This is a genomic window from Mesorhizobium sp. M0621, from assembly GCF_040320745.1.
Classification (GTDB): domain Bacteria; phylum Pseudomonadota; class Alphaproteobacteria; order Rhizobiales; family Rhizobiaceae; genus Mesorhizobium.
This window is the reverse complement of the sequence record NZ_JAMYQF010000010.1, coordinates 24899-47112: the sequence shown is the minus strand read 5'-3', so window position 1 is coordinate 47112 and position 22214 is coordinate 24899. Positions and strand designations below refer to the sequence as shown.

The 22214-nt window shown below is 60.2% G+C and carries 18 protein-coding genes and 6 pseudogenes; 6 read left to right on the top strand and 18 right to left on the bottom strand.

The features are described from left to right. Positions 1-42 precede the first annotated feature (42 nt). From NKI38_RS09740 to NKI38_RS33525, 3 genes and pseudogenes are all read right to left on the bottom strand, one after another. A complete protein-coding gene (locus NKI38_RS09740) occupies positions 43-471 on the bottom strand; it encodes a phosphatase PAP2 family protein (RefSeq protein WP_352656801.1) in 429 nt (142 codons plus the stop codon). Between the two features lie 105 nt (positions 472-576). Next, a pseudogene (locus tag NKI38_RS09735) lies at positions 577-1711 on the bottom strand (MFS transporter). 74 nt (positions 1712-1785) lie between these two features. Further along, positions 1786-2418: a Chromate resistance protein ChrB gene (locus NKI38_RS33525; RefSeq protein ID WP_502899281.1), complete on the bottom strand. Its 633-nt coding sequence runs from the start codon at positions 2416-2418 to the stop codon at positions 1786-1788. A 154-nt stretch (positions 2419-2572) separates the two neighbouring features. Here NKI38_RS33525 and NKI38_RS09720 point away from each other — a divergent pair. Next, a pseudogene (locus tag NKI38_RS09720) lies at positions 2573-2728 on the top strand (DUF1007 family protein); the annotation flags it as partial. Positions 2729-2743: 15 nt separating this feature from the next. Next, a complete protein-coding gene (locus NKI38_RS09715) occupies positions 2744-2899 on the top strand; it encodes a hypothetical protein (protein ID WP_352656798.1) in 156 nt (51 codons plus the stop codon). Positions 2900-2937: 38 nt separating this feature from the next. On the opposite strand, the gene NKI38_RS09710 is transcribed toward NKI38_RS09715, so the two are convergent. The 6 genes from NKI38_RS09710 to NKI38_RS09685 form a co-directional block, all read right to left on the bottom strand. Continuing rightward, positions 2938-3939: a YncE family protein gene (locus NKI38_RS09710; protein WP_352656796.1), complete on the bottom strand. Its 1002-nt coding sequence runs from the start codon at positions 3937-3939 to the stop codon at positions 2938-2940. Positions 3940-3949: 10 nt separating this feature from the next. Beyond that, complete coding sequence (locus NKI38_RS09705; RefSeq protein ID WP_352656794.1) at positions 3950-4852, bottom strand: DUF1259 domain-containing protein; 903 nt, start codon at positions 4850-4852, stop codon at positions 3950-3952. A gap of 76 nt (positions 4853-4928) precedes the next feature. Beyond that, positions 4929-6209, bottom strand: coding sequence for a cytochrome b (locus NKI38_RS09700; protein WP_352656792.1), 1281 nt, complete (start codon positions 6207-6209; stop codon positions 4929-4931). 14 nt (positions 6210-6223) lie between these two features. Beyond that, entirely contained in the window at positions 6224-6556 is a 333-nt protein-coding gene (locus NKI38_RS09695; RefSeq protein WP_352656790.1) for a chromate resistance protein ChrB domain-containing protein, read from the bottom strand. A gap of 170 nt (positions 6557-6726) precedes the next feature. After that, positions 6727-7857 (bottom strand): YncE family protein, encoded by a 1131-nt coding sequence (locus NKI38_RS09690; RefSeq protein ID WP_352656788.1) that lies wholly within the window; start codon positions 7855-7857, stop codon positions 6727-6729. Positions 7858-7895: 38 nt separating this feature from the next. Next, complete coding sequence (locus NKI38_RS09685; protein WP_352656992.1) at positions 7896-8492, bottom strand: superoxide dismutase; 597 nt, start codon at positions 8490-8492, stop codon at positions 7896-7898. Positions 8493-9141: 649 nt separating this feature from the next. Here NKI38_RS09685 and NKI38_RS09680 point away from each other — a divergent pair. From NKI38_RS09680 to NKI38_RS09670, 3 genes and pseudogenes are all read left to right on the top strand, one after another. Next, on the top strand, positions 9142-10119 hold the full coding sequence (locus NKI38_RS09680) for a chromate resistance protein ChrB domain-containing protein (protein ID WP_352656787.1): 978 nt from the start codon (positions 9142-9144) through the stop codon (positions 10117-10119). A gap of 8 nt (positions 10120-10127) precedes the next feature. After that, positions 10128-11543 (top strand): chromate efflux transporter, encoded by a 1416-nt coding sequence (gene chrA / locus NKI38_RS09675; protein WP_352656785.1) that lies wholly within the window; start codon positions 10128-10130, stop codon positions 11541-11543. Between the two features lie 78 nt (positions 11544-11621). Further along, positions 11622-12801: pseudogene (locus tag NKI38_RS09670) on the top strand (MFS transporter). Positions 12802-12864: 63 nt separating this feature from the next. On the opposite strand, the gene NKI38_RS09665 reads toward NKI38_RS09670, so the two are convergent. From NKI38_RS09665 to NKI38_RS09635, 7 genes and pseudogenes are all read right to left on the bottom strand, one after another. Continuing rightward, positions 12865-13416, bottom strand: coding sequence for a cytochrome b (locus NKI38_RS09665; protein ID WP_352656783.1), 552 nt, complete (start codon positions 13414-13416; stop codon positions 12865-12867). A gap of 328 nt (positions 13417-13744) precedes the next feature. Further along, positions 13745-14629, bottom strand: coding sequence for an NAD(P)-dependent oxidoreductase (locus tag NKI38_RS09660; protein ID WP_352656781.1), 885 nt, complete (start codon positions 14627-14629; stop codon positions 13745-13747). 238 nt (positions 14630-14867) lie between these two features. Beyond that, positions 14868-15773, bottom strand: a complete 906-nt coding sequence (locus NKI38_RS09655) for an NAD-dependent epimerase/dehydratase family protein (RefSeq protein WP_352656779.1) — start codon at positions 15771-15773, stop codon at positions 14868-14870. Between the two features lie 61 nt (positions 15774-15834). Further along, positions 15835-16866: an aldo/keto reductase gene (locus NKI38_RS09650; RefSeq protein WP_352656777.1), complete on the bottom strand. Its 1032-nt coding sequence runs from the start codon at positions 16864-16866 to the stop codon at positions 15835-15837. A gap of 63 nt (positions 16867-16929) precedes the next feature. Further along, a complete protein-coding gene (gene mgrA / locus NKI38_RS09645; RefSeq protein WP_352656775.1) occupies positions 16930-17955 on the bottom strand; it encodes an L-glyceraldehyde 3-phosphate reductase in 1026 nt (341 codons plus the stop codon). A gap of 172 nt (positions 17956-18127) precedes the next feature. After that, positions 18128-19033: a LysR family transcriptional regulator gene (locus tag NKI38_RS09640; protein ID WP_352656773.1), complete on the bottom strand. Its 906-nt coding sequence runs from the start codon at positions 19031-19033 to the stop codon at positions 18128-18130. A 476-nt stretch (positions 19034-19509) separates the two neighbouring features. After that, positions 19510-20548: pseudogene (locus tag NKI38_RS09635) on the bottom strand (IS110 family RNA-guided transposase). 436 nt (positions 20549-20984) lie between these two features. On the opposite strand from NKI38_RS09635, the gene NKI38_RS09630 reads away from it, so the two are divergent. After that, positions 20985-21143 (top strand): RES domain-containing protein, encoded by a 159-nt coding sequence (locus NKI38_RS09630; protein ID WP_352656770.1) that lies wholly within the window; start codon positions 20985-20987, stop codon positions 21141-21143. 43 nt (positions 21144-21186) lie between these two features. Here NKI38_RS09630 and scpB read toward each other — a convergent pair. Both scpB and NKI38_RS09620 read right to left on the bottom strand, forming a co-directional pair. Then, a pseudogene (gene scpB / locus NKI38_RS09625) lies at positions 21187-21907 on the bottom strand (SMC-Scp complex subunit ScpB). Positions 21908-21909: 2 nt separating this feature from the next. After that, positions 21910-22011 (bottom strand): annotated as a pseudogene (locus NKI38_RS09620) (DUF1403 family protein); the annotation flags it as partial. Positions 22012-22214 lie beyond the last annotated feature (203 nt).

Sequence of the window (22214 nt, the reverse complement as noted above, 5' to 3'; positions counted from 1 at the left end):
AGCTGTCATCTGCAACCAGGGATCTCAGCATCCCGAGACGTCCTATAGAATGCCGGTGACGAAGCGGTCGACGCGGGTGTCTTCCCGATAGACCGCGCGAACGGCGAAAGCGGCAATAATCCCGGTCAACGCCCCGCCCAGAACGTCGCTGGCGTAATGGGTTCCGATATAGACGCGCGAGAATGTGACGAGCATGGCTGCAGCGACAAAGCCCAGCCCAACGCGCCGCATGCCATGCAGGAGGAACGCCGCCGCTATGGCAAAGGTCGCCGTCGCGTGGTCGGAAGGGAACGAGGGATCGGCGCTGCGGGCAATCAGGAGATTGGTCACACCGCCATCGTACGGACGCATCCGGTGGATGAAGAGCAGGATAAGCTGATTGAGGGCGAGGCAGAGAAGGAACGAGAACCCTGCCGCGACAAGGACATGGCTCGACGGCCGCGCTTCGTTCAGCCAACCCGTTGATTGCATGTGTTACTGCGGTGTCGAATTCATACATAGGCAGCTCCTAGGTTCAGCGTATTCGGGCTTGGAGGCAATTGGTGGGTGGAGGCCAGCGGGTGGAACCGAAGGTATTCAGGCATCTACCCGCCCTTTCATCCGACCGCGGATGACAAATAATCCTGTAAGCGTCAGCACGGTGAAGATGGCTCCCGCGAGAAATGTACCTTGCGGCCCGGCCACATCCCAAAGCGCGCCGGCGATCACGCTGGCGAGGAGCAACGCGAGACCGGTGACAAGGTTGAACACGCCAAAAGCGGTCCCCCGCAGCTCCGGCGGCGAGGCTTCAGCGACCAAGGTCGCCAGCAGGCCTTGCGTGAATCCCATGTGCAGACCCCAGAACGTCACGCCGATGGCGAGCCCGATCACCTGCGGCGCCAGAGCCAAGATCAGATGGCGACCAGCAGCAGCACCAGGCCCAGGATCAGGATCGTCACCCGATCCACGCGATCGGACAGAATGCCGATCGGATAGGCCGACAGCGAATAGGCGAGGCTCATGATCACCAGCACCGCCGGGACCAGCATCAGCGGCAGGCCGATGGATTGCGCCCGCAGAATCAGAAAAGCCTCACTGAAGCGGGCAAGCGTGAATACGGCGGCGATCGCGACCACCAATAAGTCGCTCCGAGACGGCCAAGCTCGTCACGATGCAGGGGCATGCGAACGCGGCGCAACGCCTTCGGGCGTTCGGGCTCCTTGACGGCGACGAGGATCAGTCCGACCGACAGGAATGCCGGAATGACGGCGATCCAGAACACCGTCTGGAAATGATCCGACGTCAGCCACATCAGGCAGATAGCGATGAACGGGCCGATGAAGGCGCCGATCGTGTCGAGCGATTGGCGAAGACCGAAACTCGCGCCACGCAGATGCGGCGGTGCGATATCGGCGACGAGGGCGTCACGCGGTGCGCCGCGTATACCCTTGCCGATGCGGTCGATGAAGCGTGCCGCGACCAACCATTCGACCGTGGGCGCCAATGGAAAGATGGGCTTGGTGACAGCCGCAAGACCATAGCCGAGCACCGCCAGAATCTTGCGCTTGCCGAGCCAATCGCTGAGCGCACCGGAGAACACCTTGGTGATCGAGGCGGTCGCCTCGGCGATACCTTCAATGATGCCAATGATGAGAGCCGAGGTGCCGAGCACCGTCACCATGTAGACGGGCAGCAGGGCGTGGATCATCTCGGACGAAATATCCATCAGCATCGAGACAAAGCCGAGTGCCCAGATACTGGCCGGGATACCTTGCCTCGCTGAGGGACGCGTAATTGTCTCCGCCACTATTGGGAACCTCGCGCCGTTATGGCCGGCCTTTCACCGGTTCTCGTCATGCGCGTCGAAGACGCGTTGTGCGTAGCTGTCGAGCAAAACCTCGCAAGTGCGCAGCCGCTCGGCGGCTTCCTCGGCCAGCGTCGCGCCGTAGAAATCAAGCTTCCTGATCTTCTCCAGCCAGCCCTGGAGTTCTTCAGGTCGGTGTCTTCCTCTTCGAGCTCCGCATAGGTGAATTTGTTGATCGCGATCTCCTTGGCGATCTCGACCTCGAAATCGGCGCACCGCCCGAGAAACTCGCGGTACTGCTCATCGCGATCGGCCTTGAAGCGGGTGACGACCTTGTCCTCCTGGCCTCGGTCGAGAGCGACCGTTTCAAGGATGACGGACTCGCCACCCATCTTGGAAACATCGTTCTCCAGCATTTTCAGCCGGCGCACATGATCGTCGGTCTTGGGCAGCAGGCAGACACCGTTCTGCAGATAGATCGCGCCATGCCCTTCAGCCTGCGCCACAGCGCAATGCGTTTGGCCGCCGGCTCGGGCGGAACTTTGTAGGTCAGGAGAAGCCAAGAAAGAGATACCATAGCTTCTCAATAATGTTACGGCCGTTGCAAATAAATAGGAACAAGTTTGAATGTGCAAAAGCTACGATACCTTTGTCGCACGTCACGATCGCCGTGCTGATCGCGGTCCTGTCGCTGCCGCTAGTCTCGATCGCCCTCGGCAGTGTCGGCCGCGCGCCGCTGCTGGAAGACATTAGTCTCGGGCTGCTCGGATTAATCGGTATCTGGATGCTCTGCCTGAAGGCTGCTCACGCGCCATCGTGCCTCCGAATCCCGACACGGCTATCGCGCAGAACCAGAAGAGGCTGACAGACGCGTTCTTCACTGACCCGACGGGGACCAATCTCGGCAAGATTTTCGCGACGCGCCTTGAATTGACGTGCGGCTGAAGCGGAGCCGTTTCGATGGCCATGTTCCAGACGCTTGTCGAATTCGGGAGCGCCTTAGTGCATTTCTTCGACAGCCGGCCACGCCTGTTCGATATCATATCCAGGACCATCGAAGGTATCGCCGGCCTCATTCTAGCTGGCGTAGCCGTTTGGCAAATCTCGTCGAACTGAGAGGTATTTTGACTTGGGCGACCGATGCCTGATCGACATCATGGCGAAGGGCGGAATTCGAGGATAGCGGCCCCGGATCCAAGCCATCCAGCACGCACAGCAACAAAGAGGCGATCGAGTTCCGGTACGAAGAGCGAGGTCCGGGCGCCGCTGGAGGTTGCCACACGTTCGACCAGTCTGAGCCCACTAGGGCTACGCCGCACAACGTCGATCACGCCGTCTCCGCAACTCACATAGATTCGATCGCGCTTGCCGTCGAAGAAAACATCGTCAGCATCGCCGCATGTATCGAGGCTCGCTGTCACCGCACCAGTTGCCGCATCCAGCAGGGCAAGCTTTGCCGGACTGCGGAACACAACTGCAAGCCGGCGCCCCCCGCTGTCGAGCGCCATCGGAAAATTCGCCGCCAAGCCTGGAGTTTTCCAGGTAGCCACCTGCTTGCGCGATTTGAGGTCGATGATGGCGATCTGCCCGGCGTCCGGCACATTGGCGAACACCTGGCCCGTTTTCGCGTCGACCTGAAAGCTTTCGGGATGGCCGGCCAGTCTTATGTCTTCGAGCTTTGAATGGGTCACCTGATCGAGGATGGCCAGCCCGCCATCGCCATATCCTACAAGGACATGACCGGAAGACGGATCGATGCGGACATTGTCCGCATCGTTGCCGAGAGCCGCGGTTCCCAGTGACGACAGATCACCAGCGCGCAAGAACCGAACGGACCCGTCATCGCCACTGGCGACGACAATCACGTCCCGATCGGCAAGATATGCGACGCCCTGCGGCTCCTTCAGTCCGTTGATCCTCTGGGAGACTTTCCCGGCCTGAAGGTCGACTACATCGACGCTGTCGTTGCCGAGTTCGGCGACGAACAGTCGTCCCCCAACACGATCGATTGCCATATGATCGATGCGGCCCCAGACGTTTTCGAGCGGGATTGTTCGCTCGAGGATCAGAGGCGGCTCCGCCGAAGCCGGGCCGACGGAGCATACGATCAGGGGGATCGAGGCGATGAGGCCAACGGCCACGCTGGCGGCGCGCACTGGACCGACCCTAGCTGTTCGCGAGGTTCATCTTGTCGAGAGCCGCCTTGAGGCCGCGCGCCAGCTTGGCGGCGTCGTCATTCGCCCAGAAATGCATGAAGAAGAGCCGCGGCTGCTCGTCGATCATGTGGCTATGCAGTGCCGTGATCTCTATGCCGCTGCCTTGCAGTACTTTGATGACTGGATTGACCTCCGATGCGATCAGTACAAAATCGCCCGTGATCGCCGCCTTGCCTCCTCCGGTCGGCTGGAAGTTGATGGCAATGGCGGTACCCATCGACACCGGGACCGTCATACCACCGTCCGTGATCGTTTCGGCTCGTGGGATGGTGAACTGATAAACTCCGCCATTGGCCTTGCCTTTATGACCAATAGCCTGGTCGACGGCCGCCGTGTCGAACTCGATCTGCTGGGGGGCGGGTTGCGGCTGTGCGGCACCGGACGCGGCATTCTCCATCGGTGTCTTGCTCAGCGCCAACCCGGCATGAAGCGCTGTGGCGAGCGTGGCCGGGTCGCCCTGGCCGAAGACGTGCATGTAGAGTGTCATTGGCTCCGCGCGCAGCAAGTGGTTGTGAAGCGCAGTGATCTCGATCCCACCTGCTTGAAGCTTCTTCATGACCGGGTTCACCTCATCCTGCGTCAGAACGATGTCACCCATGACCATTGCCTGATTCCCCATTGGTTCGAACGCGATCCAGCCTCCGAGGGCAAAGCCTGGCTTCAGGGTTACGCCATCGAGCGATACTTTCAGGTCGGATCGTGGCAAGCCAACTCTATAGACGCCGTCGGACAGCGTGGTCCCTCCTTTGCCCAGCGCTTTTCCGACTTGGCTCCAATCTGGATTGGCGGCGAACGAGGGGGTGACGATAGTTGCGGCAGCAATGAGAACTGCCAAGCGGGTAGGGAGTGTCATGGCGGTATTCCTCTTTTCTTCACTGCGAATTGCTTGGTGGCCCGTGATCTTCAGGCGCCTGAGCGCGGCTGGCTGGTCACGGCGTATGCACCGGCACCTGCGCTGCGGCAGGATGCGCGTCGCCCTTCGGCAGAACTGCCGAGACGATACTGGTCGGGAGCGGCAGCGGGCGCTCGAAAATGCCGAGAAACGGCATGACGACCAGGAAATGGAAGAAGTAATAGAACGTGCCAACGCGGCCGATGAGAACGAAAAAGCCCTCCGGCTTGTTGGCGCCGACCCAGCCCAAAACGATGACGTCGATGACCAGGAACCAGAAAACCCATTTGTAGATTGGCCGGAAGCGGGCACTGCGGACCTTCGATATATCCAGCCAGGGCAGGACGAAAAGGACACCGACGGCCGAGAACATGGCGATGACGCCGAGGAGTTTGTTCGGAATCGAGCGGAGTATCGCGAAGAACGGCAGGAAGTACCATTGCGGCACCACTTCGGCCGGCGTCTGCAGCGGATTCGCTGGAATGTAGGCTGTGGGATCATTGAGGTAGTTCGGCAGGTAAAAGACGAAGAAGGCGAACACCAGCAGGAAAGCCGCCAAGCCGAGCAGGTCTTTGACCGTGTAGTAGGGGTGGAAGGGGATGCTATCTCCCGGCCCGTTGCGGTCGATGCCGAGCGGATTGTTGGAACCGTGCCGATGCAGCGCGACGAGATGCAGCATGACGACGCCGACGATGACGAACGGCAGGAGGTAGTGCAGGGCATAGAAGCGCTGCAGCGTCGGATTATCGACGGAGTACCCGCCCCAAAGCCAGGTGACGATGCTCTCTCCGATAACCGGAACCGCGGAGAACAGGTTGGTGACCACCGTGGCGCCCCAGAACGCCATCTGGCTCCAGGGCAGGACATAGCCAAAGAAGGCGGTTGCCATCATCAGCAGCAGAATGACGACCCCCAGCATCCACAACAGCTCGCGCGGCGCTTTGTACGAACCGTAGTAAAGGCCGCGGAAGATATGGATGTAGGTCGCGATAAAGAAGAACGATGCGCCGTTCAGGTGGATGTAGCGGATCATCCACCCGTAGTTCACATCGCGCATGATGTGCTCGATGGAGCCGAAGGCGAGCTTAGAATCCGCTGTGTAGTGCATAGCGAGCACGACGCCGGTGAAGATCATGACGACCAGCATGAACCCGGCCAACGAACCGAAATTCCACAAATAGTTCAGATTCCTCGGCGTCGGATAGGCGTTCAATTCATGATTGACGAAGGTGAAAACTGGCAATCGGTGGTCGATCCACTGAACGACGCGGTTGCTTGGCTGACGTCCTGCGACGTCCTCATTCGATTGGTCTACCATTCCGTGTCCTCTGCTCAGGCCGCCGGCTTCGTGGCGGGTGGCCAGCTGTGCGTTTCCGCTCTGCGGCCCGAGGCCCACGCGTAGAGCGCGTCATAGATGACGAAGCCGTGCTTCAGCACCTCGTGGTCGTCAGGCGTCACGTCCCGCAAACCCATGGAGATCGCCAGTAGCCCCGCCGACTGTGGCGTGAGATCGTGCCGGTCCGTGTCGGCGCCGCGCACGATCGCGGCTATGGTCATGATCGCCGGGTCGCGCTCGAGACCGTATCTTGAGACGAAGGTGTCGAACCTGCAGCCGTCGCCGACATCGCTATTAGCTTTTGCGCCAGTCGTGAGTTTTGCATGCATAGGATTTCTCCGTGTGAATTGCCCCAATATGCCCAATGTCTCTCGCTCCGAGACATTAATCTCTTGCAGAGGGCTTCTGCAGGACACCCTCCAGGAAGAACGTCCCATCCGGATCACGCATCTCTACTGTTGTGTCGGAGATCCAGACCAGATAGCAGTTCTGTTCGTCTTCAACGGACATGCAGAGCTGCTCCTTTCGACGCGCCACTTGCCGTCTTTGGCTGCAAAATCCGTAATACGGCGCGTCCGTCAACATTGCGAAGCGGCAGAAATACCCGGTGCGAATTCGGATCAACGCCGACCGAGTGCGCATTTTCGGCGTATGGAAACGTGGCAATCACGACGGGCGATGCCGCATCCTTGATGTCGAGCACCGATAGAGCGCCCGATTCGGAAGCGAGGTAGAGACGGCGCAGGGCAGGGTCGATCGCGAGTACGTCGGGTCTGTGCGCGATCGGCACGCTGTCGAGAACGCGTCCAGTGTCGAGCGCCACGACCAATAGCCGATCGTCCTCGTCGCAGGCGACGAACGCTAGTGCTGATCCGGGCGAGATCGCTACTCCATGCGGATGCCTACCGCCATTCAGCCGATACCGCGCCGCGACCGCATGCGATCTGGGATCGATTGCGACAAGCTCATTGGTGTTTTTTACGGCCGCATAGACCCGCTTTGTGATCGGATCATATTGCACATTGCCTACCAGCCCGCCCAGTTCGATCCGGCCGATGGTTCGGTCCGCCTCGCCGTCGATGATAGTCACGCCCTTGCCGAACTCATCTGTGACAAAGATCGTGCGATCGTCCGGGTCGTAAGTGATCCCATTTGGAAACACGCCACCGGGCACGCGCGCGATTTCGTGCAAGGTGTTGCTATCGAGGATGACGACTTGACCGCCGCCGCTGCCGATGCCAGCCATCCCAGACGCGGCGGATACGAGGGCGCCGACGCCGTCGCCCGGCACACTGGCATAGACCTTGTGCAACTCCGGAACGGCAAGCACGCCGGTGACCTGGGGATACCCGTTCAGCTCTGTGATCAGCTTGTTGGTCCTGGTGTCGAACACCAGTAATTTGCCGATGCTCATGCCGGAGATGAACAAACGGCCGGAGCTCGTGTCGAGGCTTTGATAGTCGAACCGGTCGATCTTCGGCCCGAGCGGCACATCGCGCTCAAGCGCGAAGAACTTGTCCGCGGAAGGAGGAGGGGCCGCGAGCGTCGGCACGGAAGCCATGCCTCCGCCCGCGAATGCCACTCCAGCAAGCAGGGCGCGCCACACGCGGGCGGTCTTCAAACGCATCATGAATGACATGCCTTCCGTGTTTCGCGCCTCGCTGAAAGTCACCCTTCGCGACTGTAGCCCTCATAGAGCTTCGCTGCATTCTCCCACCGGATCGCCTCCATGTAGACGTCGACATAGGAGGCGGCCTTGGCACCATAATCCATGTGATAGGCGTGCTCGTACATGTCGAGGACAAGTACGGGCCGCCCCCCCGCCAACGTCGTCGTATGATCGGCGGCCCACTGGTTGACCAGTCGCTTGTCGCGCGGCGAATAGGCGAGGATTACCCAGCCCGAGCCACCGCCCTCGGCTTTGCCCATAGCCGCGAATTCGGTTCGCCACTGGTCCACGCTACCAAAGTCCTTCGTGATCGCGTCCGCCAGAGCCCCCTTCGGCGCACCGCCGCCGCCGAGACCTTGGAAATACGCTTCGTGCAGGATCATCGAGTTCGTGGCGATTAGCTCTTCGCGTTTCAAGCCGTTGATCATGAAGACGGGCGCCTTGGCGAAATCCAGTTCCGCCAATTGCGTGCCGATCGCATTGAGCCGCTTTACAGCGCCGACGTAGTTGTTCTCGTAATGGCTCACCAGCACCTTCTCGGATATGCCCTTAATGTCCTTGGGGTCGAACGGGAGCGGTTTAATCTCGTAGTTCATAGGCTTGAGCCTCGAGGTGGAAGATGTTTGAGCCAGAGCTGGGCTCTCAATCAGCGTCGCCGTCGCGGCAGCGCCAACAATGAGTCCGGCATTACGCATGAAGTCGCGTCGTTTTATTCCGTCGGTCATATGCTTACTCTCTATGGTGATGTGTAGAATCAAGCCGCACCAAAATGGGCGGCCGGCGGTTAGGTGTGAGTTTCACCCAATAGGGGAGCGCGCCGGGCATACAGGTCGTTCGCGAGTGATGATTCTGGTGGGGCATCGTTTCCTCGCTCGGCGGCACAGCCCATCCCGTGAGGAAACGAAAGCTATGCCCAAATCGAGAATGATACAAGTGTTGCATCTTACTCAGGCTTTGATACGGATCACTTATAAGTGAGGGGGAAATCGGTGTAGTGGCCTTGGCTCCTCCAAAACCAAGCTCTGGGGCAGCGCGCCGGGACGACGTTCGAGGGGTGCCACATGAGCTTTCTCTCTTTCGCCGGGAAGTGCGCTGGGATCAGCCCCGGCGCTTCGACAACCGACGATCATCTTCGCCCGCATTGGAGTTCGGTGTATTTGCGGATCTTGCGGCCATTTAGTCATGGGTTGCGCAAAAGGATGATACAAGTGTTGCATTTCATACGGTTCGTGATACGGTTTCCTTATGAGTGAGGGGCAATCGCAGGAGCAGCGCTGGCTGCTCCTGATCCATCAGCTGCCAAGCAAGCCCGCCTATTTCCGGGTGAAGATCTGGCGACGGTTGCAAGGCATCGGCGCGGTCGCAGTCAAAAGCACCGTTTACGCCCTGCCGGCGAATGCCGAGATGCAGGAGGATTTCGAATGGCTTCTGAAGGAGATCGTCGCTGGCGGCGGCGAGGCCATGATGTGCGAGGCGCGCCTTGTCGATGGTTTGTCTGATACCCAGGTCCGGGCGCTGTTCGACGCTGCCCGTGACGTCGACTATGGGGAGATCATCAAGGAAGCGCGCGATCTGGCCGTCGCAACCAAGACCGAGGCGACAGCGGAAAAACATGCGGAAGCGCGTTCACAGCTCGGCCGCTTGCGCAAGAGGCTCGCGGACGTCGTGACAATCGACTTCTTCGGCGCCAGCGGTCGCCTCGCCGCCGAGGGACTGATCGCCGAGCTCGAGGCACAGCTTATAGAGAACAAGGCCATGACCAAGGAACCGAAGAAGGCGACCGAGTCGAGCGAGCTCAAGGGCCGGATCTGGGTCACGCGCCGGGACGTGCATGTCGACCGCATCGCCTGCAGCTGGCTAATCCGTCGCTTCATCGATGCCGATGCGATCATCCGCTTCGTGGCCGGAAAGGGATACGTGCCGAACGAGGGGGAAATGCGTTTCGACATGTTCGAGGGCGAAATCACCCATGAAGGTGACCGCTGCAGCTTCGAGGTCCTGCTCGCCCGCGCCGGCATCACCGATACGGCTTTGCAGGCCATCGCCGAGGTCGTCCACGATATCGATCTCAAGGACGGCAAGTTCGGCCGCGAGGAAACCACCGGCATCGCCAGCCTGATCGCTGGTATCGCCATGGCGAACGCCGGCGACGAGCAACGGATCGCCGAGGGCGCTTCGGTGTTCGATAATCTCTATCGATATTTCCGTTCGAAACGCGGGTGACCTGAACCATGGCCAATGCAGAGAGCACCATAAAGGCGCCAAATCGATCAAGCGATACGACGGGCCATGGCATTTCGTTTGCTGAGGCCACACAGGTCTGGGCTCGCGTGGCTGTGCTCAGCTTCGGCGGTCCGGCCGGTCAGATCGCCGTGATGCACCGGATCATCGTCGAGGAAAAGCGCTGGATCGGCGAGACCAGGTTCCTGCATGCGCTGAACTATTGCACGCTGCTGCCCGGACCGGAGGCGCAGCAGCTGGCCATCTACATCGGCTGGCTCATGCACAAGACCAGAGGCGGCCTTGTCGCCGGGATTCTGTTCGTGTTGCCAGGCGCGATTGCCATCATGGCGCTCAGCTGGATTTACGCCATCTTCGGCAACGTCGGCGCCGTTCAGGCTCTCTTCTTCGGTTTGAAGGCGGCGGTCCTCGCGATCGTGCTTGAGGCGGTCTTGCGGATCGGCAGGCGGGCGCTCAGGAACAATGTCATGGTCGGGCTCGCGGCAGCGGCCTTCCTGGCTCTTTTTCTCTTCCATGCGCCGTTTCCGTTGGTGATCCTGATCGCTGGTGTGATCGGTTTTGTCGGCGGGCGGGCTGGATGGGCTCCATTCACCTCGGGTAACGGCCACGGCAAGGTCGGCGGTAAGCAGGTCGCCGATGCCGACACGGCACTCGGCGAAGGGGTGCCGGCTCAGGCCCGGCCATCCATCGGCTGGTCGCTGAGGATTGCAGCGGTGTTTCTGGCGCTGTGGTTCGTGCCAGTCTTGGGACTGCTGCTGTTGCTTGGGCAAGGCAATGTCTTCACAGACATCGCGATCTTCTTCTCCAAGATGGCGATGGTCACCTTCGGCGGCGCCTACGCGGTGCTCGCCTATGTCGCGCAGCAGGGCGTGGAGCATTATGGCTGGCTCAAGCCAGGAGAGATGCTGGATGGCCTCGGCATGGCCGAGACCACGCCTGGCCCGCTGATCATGGTCACGCAGTTCGTCGGCTTCATGGGAGCCTATCGGGCGCCGGGCGTACTCAACTCCCTTGTCGCCGGAACGCTCGGCGGCTTGCTGACGACGTGGGTCACCTTCGTCCCGTGTTTCCTATGGATTTTCCTTGGCGCGCCGTTCATGGAGACAATGCGCAGCAACAAGGCTCTGTCGGCGGCGCTGTCGGCCATCACGGCGGCGGTGGTCGGCGTGATCTTGAACCTGGCGGTGTGGTTCGCGCTTCACGTGCTGTTCCGCGAGCTGCATGACGTCAGCTGGCTGGGGATGACGCTGGACGTGCCCGTGTTCAACTCTGTCAACATCCCCTCGCTGGTCCTGACGCTCGGCGCGCTGCTCGCGGTATTCCGTTTCAAGATCGGCATGATACCGGTGCTAGCGGCATGCTCTATCCTCGGCCTGCTCTACGGCGTTGTCAGCGGATCGATCTGAGCCGTGCGGCCTGCGCAGCCATTCTCCGGGCGGGAGGAATCCTTGACGGCTCAGTCGGAAAATGCGTTGGACACTCCGGTGGCGAAACAAAAGTTCGCGCTCCTTCCTTCCGGTGCCGGGCCAGCGGCTACCTATCTGCTGGCCTCGAGAGGATTGCGGGCGTTTGGCGACGGACTCGTAAGTCTCCTCCTCCCGGCCTATCTGGCCGTGTTGGGCTTCGACGCCTTCCAGATCGGAATCCTCGCTTCGGCCACGCTGGCGGGTTCGGCGGCGCTTACCTTATCCGTGGGGTTTGTGGCGCATCATTTCTCGCGCCGATCGCTCCTGATCGCAGCGGCCGTCTTGATGATCGCCACGGGGATCAGCTTCGTCCTGGTCAGGGATTTCTGGCCGCTGCTCGTGATCGCCTTCGTCGGAACGCTGAACCCATCCTCGGGCGACGTCAGTGTGTTTCTGCCGCTGGAGCATGCGCAACTCGCTCATAGCGTGACGGATCGCGACCGCACCGCGCTCTTTGCACGCTATAGCGTGGTCGGTTCACTTGTCGGCGCTGTCGGCGCTCTGGCCGCCGGAGTACCTGACATGCTTCGACAGGTTGTCGGACTGGAGCTCAGGCAGGCGCTTCAAATCGCCTTCCTCCTCTACGCAGCCTTGGGGGTGGGATCGTTGCTCCTTTATCGGCGGTTGCCGAATGAACCGCTTGATCCGGGGGCGACACCGGCTGAGCCATTGCGCAAATCCCGAGCCATCGTCCTCACCCTTGCTGCGCTTTTCAGTCTTGACGCTTTTGCAGGCGGCCTGGTGGTCCAGTCATTGCTGGCTCTGTGGCTTTTCCAGCAGTTCGGCCTGTCGCTCGCAGCGACGGGCGCCATCTTCTTCTTCACGGGGATCCTTTCGGCCGACACACCTCCCGTCGAGCCTCTGCTTGCTGCTCATTCCCTTTATGCCGAGCCTCGGTCCGGTCATCGTACTTCTGCTGATCAGGAGCGCGTTGTCGCAGATGGATGTGCCGACCCGCACGTCCTACGTCATGGCGGTGGTGACGCCGGGTGAGCGGGCGGCAGCGGCCAGTGTCACAGCCGTGCCCCGCAGCCTCGCGGCAGCCGCCAGTCGATCCTTGCCGGCTCACTGCTCCCTATCTCCGGTTTCGGGTGGCCGCTGCTCATCGCGGGCGCCTTGTAAGATTGTCTACGACATCCTTCTGCTTGCAATGTTCCGCAAGGTTCGTCCGCCCGAAGAACGCCAAGATCGACAGTAGCAATCAACCCAGGTCAAGTGGCAACGAATTGTCCAATTTATGCCGCTCTGCAACCGGATCCATTTACGAGTTGGGCAAGCCAGGCAGCATCTGCCTCAGCACGCGATCGTGTAGGAAGACATGGTGACAGATGGCCGCGGCGGCGTGCAGACCCGCGAGCCACATGAGGACATCGCCGAGCGTGCCATGGATCTCGGCAAGGGATGCGCCGAGGCCCCAGGCGCCAAAGAACGGACCAAGGGCGCCGAGGCCGTATACCGTGACCGGGTGGCCGCCAAACCATGCGCCGAGTATCGCCGTCGCAGGGACGGCGAACAGCAGCGCGTAGAGCGCCCAATGCGTTATCTTCGCCGCGACATCCATCCAGAGAGGCATGGGCGGCGACTCCGGAATACGGTCGAAAAAACGCCACGCCAGGCGTATGACCAGCAGCAAGAAAACGGTGAAACCGAGCGATTCATGAAGCTGCAGCGTGGCAGCGTTAGCCGGCGCATAGACGCGCGTTGGAGGACCGCCTTGCGAGACCAAGAAGGCGACAAGTACGAGCAGCGCAGTAAGCCAGTGAAAAGCCTGGGCGAGACTGCCGTAGCGAATTCTTGTACCTGATATGGACATGAAAGGGCTCCGAAAAGGTGTCGGAGACTATTTTCTCCGAAGCTGGCTTTAGTGTGCCTGTGCAGCAATTGTTCATCCAAGCCACAACGAAATTTACGATGCGGCTGAGCCAACGGGAGTGGTCCGAACAAGGAAGAGCGTACTCAGCGATCGTCGATTTGGCCACGTCGAGCGGTTCAGCGGCGCGCAGGGCGGTATCCAAGAAAGCTGTGGCCGCCCAAGAGCGCTCCCGGTCTGCGATCCTTTTTGAATGAAATGCGCATTCAGGTCGATCGTTGGACAGTGGGCCACCTCCTGGTCTGCCTTTGCTGGCGCGGAATCGCAGTCCTTAGTTTGCTGCCTCCCCAGCATCTCTTGCTGCAAGCGAACCGAGCGCGGACCAGTCGAGATTGTCGCCGCCATGGGCGAGCAGGCTCAGGAAACGGTCACGCAGAAGGCTGGCGATGGGAAGCGGTACGCGCAACTCTTCAGCCGCCGCGAGCACCAGCCGGATGTCCTTCTGGCCGAGTGGTGCCGCGAAGCCTGCCGGCTCGAATTTTCGATCGACGATCAGCCCGCCATAGGTCTTGTAGACAGGAGCGCCAAACAACGTCGAGGTGAGCATATCGAGATACTGGTGTCGATCGACGCCGCCCTTGCTCACCAGCGCAATCGCCTCGCCGAGGGATTCGATAACCGAAGCGATCAGGAAATTGCCGCTGAGTTTTACGAGATTGGCGGCCTTGGGCGTCTCGGAGACAACGAAAGTCCTCTGCCCAACGGCGTCGAAGAACGGAGTTGCGGTCGTGACGGCCTCCGACTCGCCGGCGGCAACGACAAAGAGCTTTCCATCCGCAGCAGCCTCAGGCCGACCGAACACGGGAGCAGCGACGAAGCGTTGGCCGGCTGCGGCGTGATCAGCTGTGAGCCGCTCCGCCAAGGCAACACTAATCGTACTGGAGGAGACATGGATCGCGCCTTTGGCCAGGCTCGCTAGCACGCGTTGATCGCCATACACCACGCTTTCGACCGCGTGGTCGTCTGCCAGCATCGTCACGACGATCTCGCCATCGCAGGCTTCCGCAACCTCGGCGGCAGCCCGGGCGCCCATCTGGACGAGTTCCTCGTCCTTGCCGGGCGTCCGGTTGTAGACGGTAACGTCATGCCCGGCCTTCAAAAGCTTGGCTGCCATTCCAGCACCCATGCGCCCGAGTCCAATGAAACCAACATTCATAAGGGTCTCTCCTTTGTCGGTGACCGCCCAGATCCAGTAAGCGCTCTGAAGCGGCTGCGGGGTGGGGATCGATGCTGCCTCGGACTCTGGTCCGATCGCAGGGATCATCCAGCATGCGCTGACGATCCTACTCCATTTCTTCGTCGCGACGGCTGTGCTTTGAGTTCTCGGGTGCCGTTTTGCCCCCGGGACAAGCGGATCGACCGGCCGGTACTCCCGCACGGCGCCAGCGCCATCGTCAGACATATTTTCGCCAGTCATGCTCCTCGCGGAATCCGAGTACCTCGCGCGCCTTGCGGTTGGACAGCGGCGCTTCGAATTCGCCCATCGGGCGGGTGACCGGCACGGCAGGGCACCAGCGCCTCAAGAAGGCCTCGGTCGGCTCATTGGCGGTGATCGTGTCGTTAACGGCATTGAATACCTGAAAGCCGAGACCGTCTTTACGAACGCAAAGATCGACGATCTGACCCAAGTCGCGTGCGTCGATATAGCTCCAGGCATTGCGCTTGCGCGACAACGGATCGGCGACGAAACTCGGGAACCGGTCGTATTCATGCGGCTCGATCACGTTGCCGATGCGAAGCGCATAGATGTCTGTACCGAAGCGCATGGCGAAGGCACGCGCCGTTTTCTCGTTCACCACCTTGGACAGGCCGTAGCTGTCCATCGGGTCGACATCGTAATCCTCCTCCAGGGGAAACTGGTGGAAGTCCTTGTCGCCTTCGGCGAAGCAGACACCATAGGTCGTCTCACTGGACGCGATGATGATCTTGCGGATGCCGAGCTTTGTAGCCGCCTCGATGACATTGTAGGTCGAAGCGACATTGGCCTGGAAGGTGACGTTGTCGGGGCGCAGCAACAAGGCGGGGATGGCGGCAAAATGCACGACAGCATCCACCGGTGCAGGCCCCTTGCCGGTGGTGAGCCCGCTGCTGTCGAAATGCATCGACAACGCGTTGAAGGCCTGCCCGCTGTCGGTGAGATCGGTGATCAACGTCCCGACACCGGGATGGGCGAACGGTACCAGATCGAGGTTGAGCACCTCGTGGCCGCGCTCCAGCAAGTAGGGAATAGCGTGCCGGCCGGCCTTGCCGGTGCCGCCGGTAAAGATGATGCGCTTGCCTGGGGTATCGGATGCGGACATGCCGAGATTCCTTTGATGGTTATCGATGATGAATATCGATGCGGTTCGCCTGCCGCCAAAGTCAGCGGCCACCCTCGATCTTGCGGTGGCGCTGGCTTATACCGCCCGTTCCATAAGGATATTCCGACATTTCCGGTTTGCTCGCCGCGGTGAGTTCGGCAATGGTTTCGTCCGTCAGCGTCAGCTTGGCCGCACCGAGATTGTCGGCCAGTTGCTCTCGTGTCCGGGCCCCGAGAATAACCGACGTGACCGCTGGCTGTGCGGCGACCCATGCCAGCGCGACCTGCGCCATGCTCGCCCCAAGCGCCTTTGCGGTATCTTCCACCGCGCCAATCACGTTCCAGGTGATCGGCCTGGCGTTGCGGGCGACGAACGCTTCCATGCCGCGTTTGGGATTTTCGCCAAGCCGCGTGGCGCCCGCCGGCATCTGGTCGCGCTTGTATTTGCCTGAGAGCCATCCGCCGCCCAGCGGCGACCACGGCAGCAGGCCGATACCGGCGTCGAGCGAGGCCGGCACAAGCTCATGTTCGATGTCGCGGACCAGCAGGCTGTATTGTGGTTGTAGCGTCACGGGTGGCGTGTAGCCATTGGCTTTTGCCAGCCACACCGCCTTGGTCAGATGCCAACCCAGGAAGTTCGAGAACCCGTAATAGGCGATCTTGCCGTTGCGGATCGAGTCATCGAGAAAGCGCAGCGTCTCCTCCAGCGGCGTTAGCGCGTCCCAGGCGTGCATCTGGTAAAGATCAACCTGCTCGACACCCAGGCGCTTGAGCGAGGCATCGAGCGCTGCCCCAAGATGCTTGCGCGACAGGCCGAGATCGTTCGGCCCCGCGCCCATGGGAAAACGACCCTTGGTGGCGATCACCAGATTCTTGGCGGTTCCTGGCTTGCTCTTGAGCCAACGGCCGATGATTTCCTCTGACACGCCGGCACTGTAGACGTCGGCCGTATCGATGAAATTGCCGCCGGCCTCAACATAATCATCCATAAGCGCGAACGATGTGGCTTCGTCGGACTCGTGTCCAAAAGTCATGGTGCCGAGGCAATAGGCCGAGACGACGGCGCCACTATTGCCGAGCTTGCGATATTCCATGGTCTTGCTCCTTCACGGATCTTAATCGGGCCTATCACGCAGCGGGCCGACGCCATCGTCTTCTCAGGCTGCCTTTGATTGAGCTCGCCAGAGGTCGACGCCGCCCTCGGTTGCGTACCCGTCGATTTTGCGAAGTTCTTCAGCATTGAATTCGAGCTTCTCCAAAGCGCCGAGGGAATCATCGAGTTGGGCCACGTTGCGCGCGCCTACCAGCGCGCTGGTTACGCGTGGATCTCGCAAGGTCCATGCGATCGCCATCTGGGCAAGTGTCTGCCCGCGGTCGCCTGCGATCGCGTTCAGTCCGCGGACACGCTCTATGTTTGCCTCACTCAGCAACTTTGTGTCGAACGAGCCGCCACGCGCTGCACGCGCGCCGTCCGGGACGCCATTCAGATACTTTGATGTCAACAACCCCTGTGCCAACGGTGAAAATGCGATACAGCCGGCACCAAGCTCTTCCAGCGTGTCGAGTAACGCATCCTCAATCCAGCGGTTCAGCATGGAGTAGGACGGTTGGTGGATAAGCAGGGGAATTCCTTCGGCGCGCAGGGCGCGCTCGGCTTCCCGAGTGCGATCTGGCCCATACGATGAAATGCCGACGTAGAGCGCCTTGCCTTGCCGCACCATCTGCACGAGCGCGGCGATGGTTTCTTCGAGCGGAACATCCAATGTCGGGCGGTGGGAATAGAAAATGTCGACATATTCGACACCCATTCGCTTCAGGCTCTTGTCGAGCGATGCAAGCAGGTGCTTGCGCGATCCTCCCGCCCCATAAGGACCCGGCCACATATCCCAACCGGCTTTCGAGGAGATGATCATTTCGTCGCGGTGGCTCGAAAAGTCCCTTTTGAGGACCAGTCCGAAATTCTCTTCCGCCGACCCGTAGGGCGGGCCATAATTGTTCGCCAGGTCGAAATGAGTAACTCCCTGGTCGAAGGCACGCCGGATCACGGACCGGCCGGTCTCGAAGACATCCTGACCACCGAAGTTCTGCCACAGCCCCAACGAAATCGGTGGGAGCTTCAGCCCCGACCGACCACAGCGGCGGTAGGCAATCGCGTCGTATCTCTTGGCATCTGCAACGTACATTCAAGCCTCGTATTTGTATTGCATGCGCCATTTCGGCCCATCGGCCGCGCAGCATTCGAGAGATTGAATAGCATCGTCGATTAATGAATCAATGGGTGATAGGTAATCGGATCAATGATCTGTGCTCATCGATGGCCGCTTGATTGTCACCCATCTTCCGACCTCAGCCACTTCATTTCAGCGGATTGATATCGCGTATCACCTGAATGAGGGCACTGATCCCGAAGGGCAATTGCCGGCGACTCGAGTAGTACATGGACAAAGGCGGGCCGATTGAAGACCATTGCGGCAGTGCCACTTCCAGCCGTCCTGCTGCAAGGTGAGGGCTCGCGAGCTTCTCCAGGCAATAAAACAGACCAATACCGTCGATCGCAGCATTGATGGCGAAAGCCGACTCACTTGAGATGAGCGAGCCAGGAACGTCGATCTCGCGCCGATCGTCGCCCTGCTCGAATTCCCATTTGTAAATCTGCCCTCGCCCCGTGCGGATGCGGATACATTGATGGGAATGAAGATCGTCAGGCAATTCCGGCCGACCGTGTCGCTCGAAGTAGGCCGGTGCACCGACAACCACCCATTTGAGCGGTGGCGTCAATGGAATGGCAATCATGTCCTCCGGTATCGTGCCACCATATCTGAGACCGGCGTCGAAGCCTTCCGCTGTCACGTCGACGAAGTGATCGTCGACCGCAATCTCCAATTCGATGTTGGGAAAGCGCTGCAGGAAGATCGGCAATGCCGGGCGCAAAAGCAAAATCGACGCATCACGCAGTACATTCAACCGCACACTCCCGGCGGTCCCTTCATGGTGCCCGTGCAGTTCTTCCAGCCCGGTATTGATAAGATCGAGGCCAGCACTCACTTTTTCGGCAAGCGCGCTTCCCGCCACCGTTGGAGCAACACTTCGGCTTGTACGGTTTAGCAGCCTTACACCAAGTCGCTCTTCAAGCGCTTTCACCCGGTGGCTGAGTGCTGACGCGGTTACGCCGAGATTGTCCGCAGCCTTTCTAAAACTGCGATACTGTACGATGAGCAGGAATATCGAAAGGTCGTACACTTCAGCGCGACTGAGTGACATAAAAACTCCCAATATCTAGGTCGCCACGGTGCAGAGATAAAAACTCACTGATATGGCATTAAGCAGTCGAGATCGAAATCCTCACGATTGATCCACCATGCCACAGAAAATAACGCCGCCATCCGCCAGATGTGTCGAGCCCACCTGGCGCAACCTCGAACTGAACTTCGCTGTCAGCGACGTCCTCTGTGGATGGCTCCCGCGATGCAAGAGGTAATTCGTGTTCTGGCGCGTTGGTCGGGTGCAGTCTTCTGTCCGGCCTGTTGATGCAGCCATTCGAGACTGCTGGCCCTGATGGGGTCGGCGAACTGGGTCCCAATCTGCTTTGCAGGCTATGATGCCTCCGACATCGCATGGGTTGTCCCTGTCCCGGCCTGACCGGTCTCGCCATCACATCGCGTCACTCTCACAACCTCATGGAGCCGATCGATCGGCTCGATCTGATTTCTGCTTCAGTGTCTCGTCTTCTGCGCAACTTACGCTGCAAGGTTCGGAGCATGACGCGCTTGATAGGTTTCGCCGCGCGCCATGATAGCCCACACCACGCGGGCCATCTTGTTTGCCATCGCTACGCTCGCCACGCGCGCTGGCTTCCTGGCGAGCAACGCGAGGAGGCGCGGATCCGCAGCCTCGGGCTTATGCCTTGCCCGTCGGATCAGAGAGGTCGCGCCGATCACAAGGAGCTTTCTCAGATACCGGTCGCCCATCTTGGTGATGCGGCCGAGCCGATCCTTGCCGCCGCTCGAGTTCTGGGAAGGTGTTAGCCCGAGCCAGGCGGCGAACTCTCGACCCGAGCGGAACTGACCCGGATCAGCAACCGAGGCCGCCAACGCAGTGGCACCGATCGGGCCAATGCCAGGTATGGTCGATAGACGCCGTGCCACTTCATTCGTTCTTTGTTGGGCAAGGATCGACCGGTCAATGGTCTGGAGCCGGGCATGGGTGTTGAGCACCTGCTCGCACAGGAGACATAGAATCTGCAGTGCCATTGCCGGTACGTCCAATGTGGATTTCTTCGCGGCTATCTGGCGCGCCAGCTTAAGCGCCCGCTCCAAACCTTGGGGAATGTCGATGCCGAACTCAGCCAACAGGCCGCGGATCATGTTCACCAGTTGCGTACGCTGCTTGACCAGAAGATTGCGGGTGCGGTGAAGCGATAGGGCCGCTTGCTGCTCGGCTGACTTCATCACGACGAAACGCATAGTCGGGCGTGTCACCGCTTCGCAGATTGCTTCCGCGTCCACCGCATCATTCTTGCCGCGTTTCACATAGGCCTTAACGTAGGCCGGCGGCATCAACCGGACCTCATGGCCGAGCTCCGTCAATTCTCGAGCCCAGTGATGTGACGTCCCGCAGGGCCTCCATGCCGATCAGGCAGGGTGGCAGCTTGGTGAAGAACGGCAGAACTTGCGATCGGCGCAGGGCCTTGCGCACGACAACGCCCCCAGACGCGTCGACGGCATGAACCTGAAAAATGCGCTTGGCCAGATCAAGGCCCACGGTGGTAATCTGCATGGCGGATGGCTCCTTTGCACGGGTTGCCTGACAGCAAACCCACTGTGGCACTCAGATGCCGGGAGCGGGAGCCATCCACCTCATCTGCTTTCAGGCGGTGGCGACGGGCGTGCCGCTGGATCATCGAACGATCGCTTTCGGAAAAGAGAATGAATTCAACGCAAAAATGCACCATTGGCGTCAGTCAGTGAGTGGCAAAGCGGTGCTCCTCCGCTTACGGGCGCCTTGCCTTTCGCAAACGCATTTCGCCCATGACTCCATGACACACTAACCTATTGAAATACAAAAGAAAAATGGCGCACCCGACAGGATTCGAACCTGTGACCTCTGCCTTCGGAGAGCAATGGTTCGACGTCATTGCACTGCGATGGCGAGGTTTGCCGCGCCTGACCGCATTGACAGGAAGGCTCCGCCATCGGGGAAGCTCGCGGACCTGGTGATCACGGCTGGACTTCGCGGTATCCTGTTTCCGTCGCTGCGTCATGCCGGCGGCACCAATCTGGTGATCTTCCCGATCAATCTTGTTGAAGGCGATCACGTCGAGGTCCATGATCCCGATCATCGGCTGCCGCACGATCAGTCATCCTGGTCGTGAATTGCCGCCTGTCGCCAAGGGCGCAAATTCGGCCACGACCCGCTCAAGACACTTGGTCTTCAACGATATCGCCCCCCGGTTCTTCCTCTTCATCGTCGCGCTCCCCGCCCGCCAGCCCAACCGGGATATCCCCTGCGAGCGCCCTTTCCTTCGACAGCAGTCCGGCGTCCTCGAGCGCCTCGAAATCGGGCAAGTCGCGCAGCGTATCGAACCGAAATGCGACATGAAGGCTTTGGTTGTCACGTAGGTGTAGGGCGCGCCTGGCTGTGGGCTGCGCGGTCCCGAGCGATAAAGTCCTGCGCGCGCAATGTGCCAATCAGATCGCGGCTGACCTCCTTGCCGAAGAAGGTCGAGAGCTCGCTGCGGGTGATCGGCTGGAAGTAGGCGATACACATCAGTACAAGGGCCTCCAATTGCGACAACGGGCGGGAAATGTCGCCCTGCCCTGTTGCAGCGCGAATGACCTCGCCAAACGCTTTCTTGGTCCGGTGCTGCCAGCCGCCGGCGACAGACACAAGCTCATAGGGCCGGCTGCGCAATTCCTCGCGGATGTCGTCGATGATCAGATCGATGTTACAGCTCTTTCCGACGACCCGCGCCAGCGTATCGCGCATAACGGGCTCGCTGGCTGCGAAGATGACGGCCTCAATCCGACCCATCCATTCACGCCAACGCAGTTCCGGCGGCAGGTGCTCGAGTTCGGTGTCGACCAGCATTCGCTGGACATCCGTTTTGCCTTTCGTGTGCCTGAACGTTTCAGCCATGATCAAAGTCCGTAGAGCCGGAAGGTCGGCCGACCAGACAACTCCCGCACGGCGCCAAGGTCGACCAGCCTGTCGACCAGTCTCCGATGACCGCGGTCACTCATGATAGCCGACGCGGCAGCGCGCATAAAGCTGCATGGCGGGCTGGCACGAGAGCCCATTTGAAGACGTGGTGCTTGTCCATCAGTAAGCTCCGAGCATATGGCGGCACCTCCTCGCCAAAGCGTGTTGACATTCCGCGAGTCCATATGAACGCGCTGCATCCGGAATTGGGGGACCATACGAATTCGAATCCCAGCCTATAGAA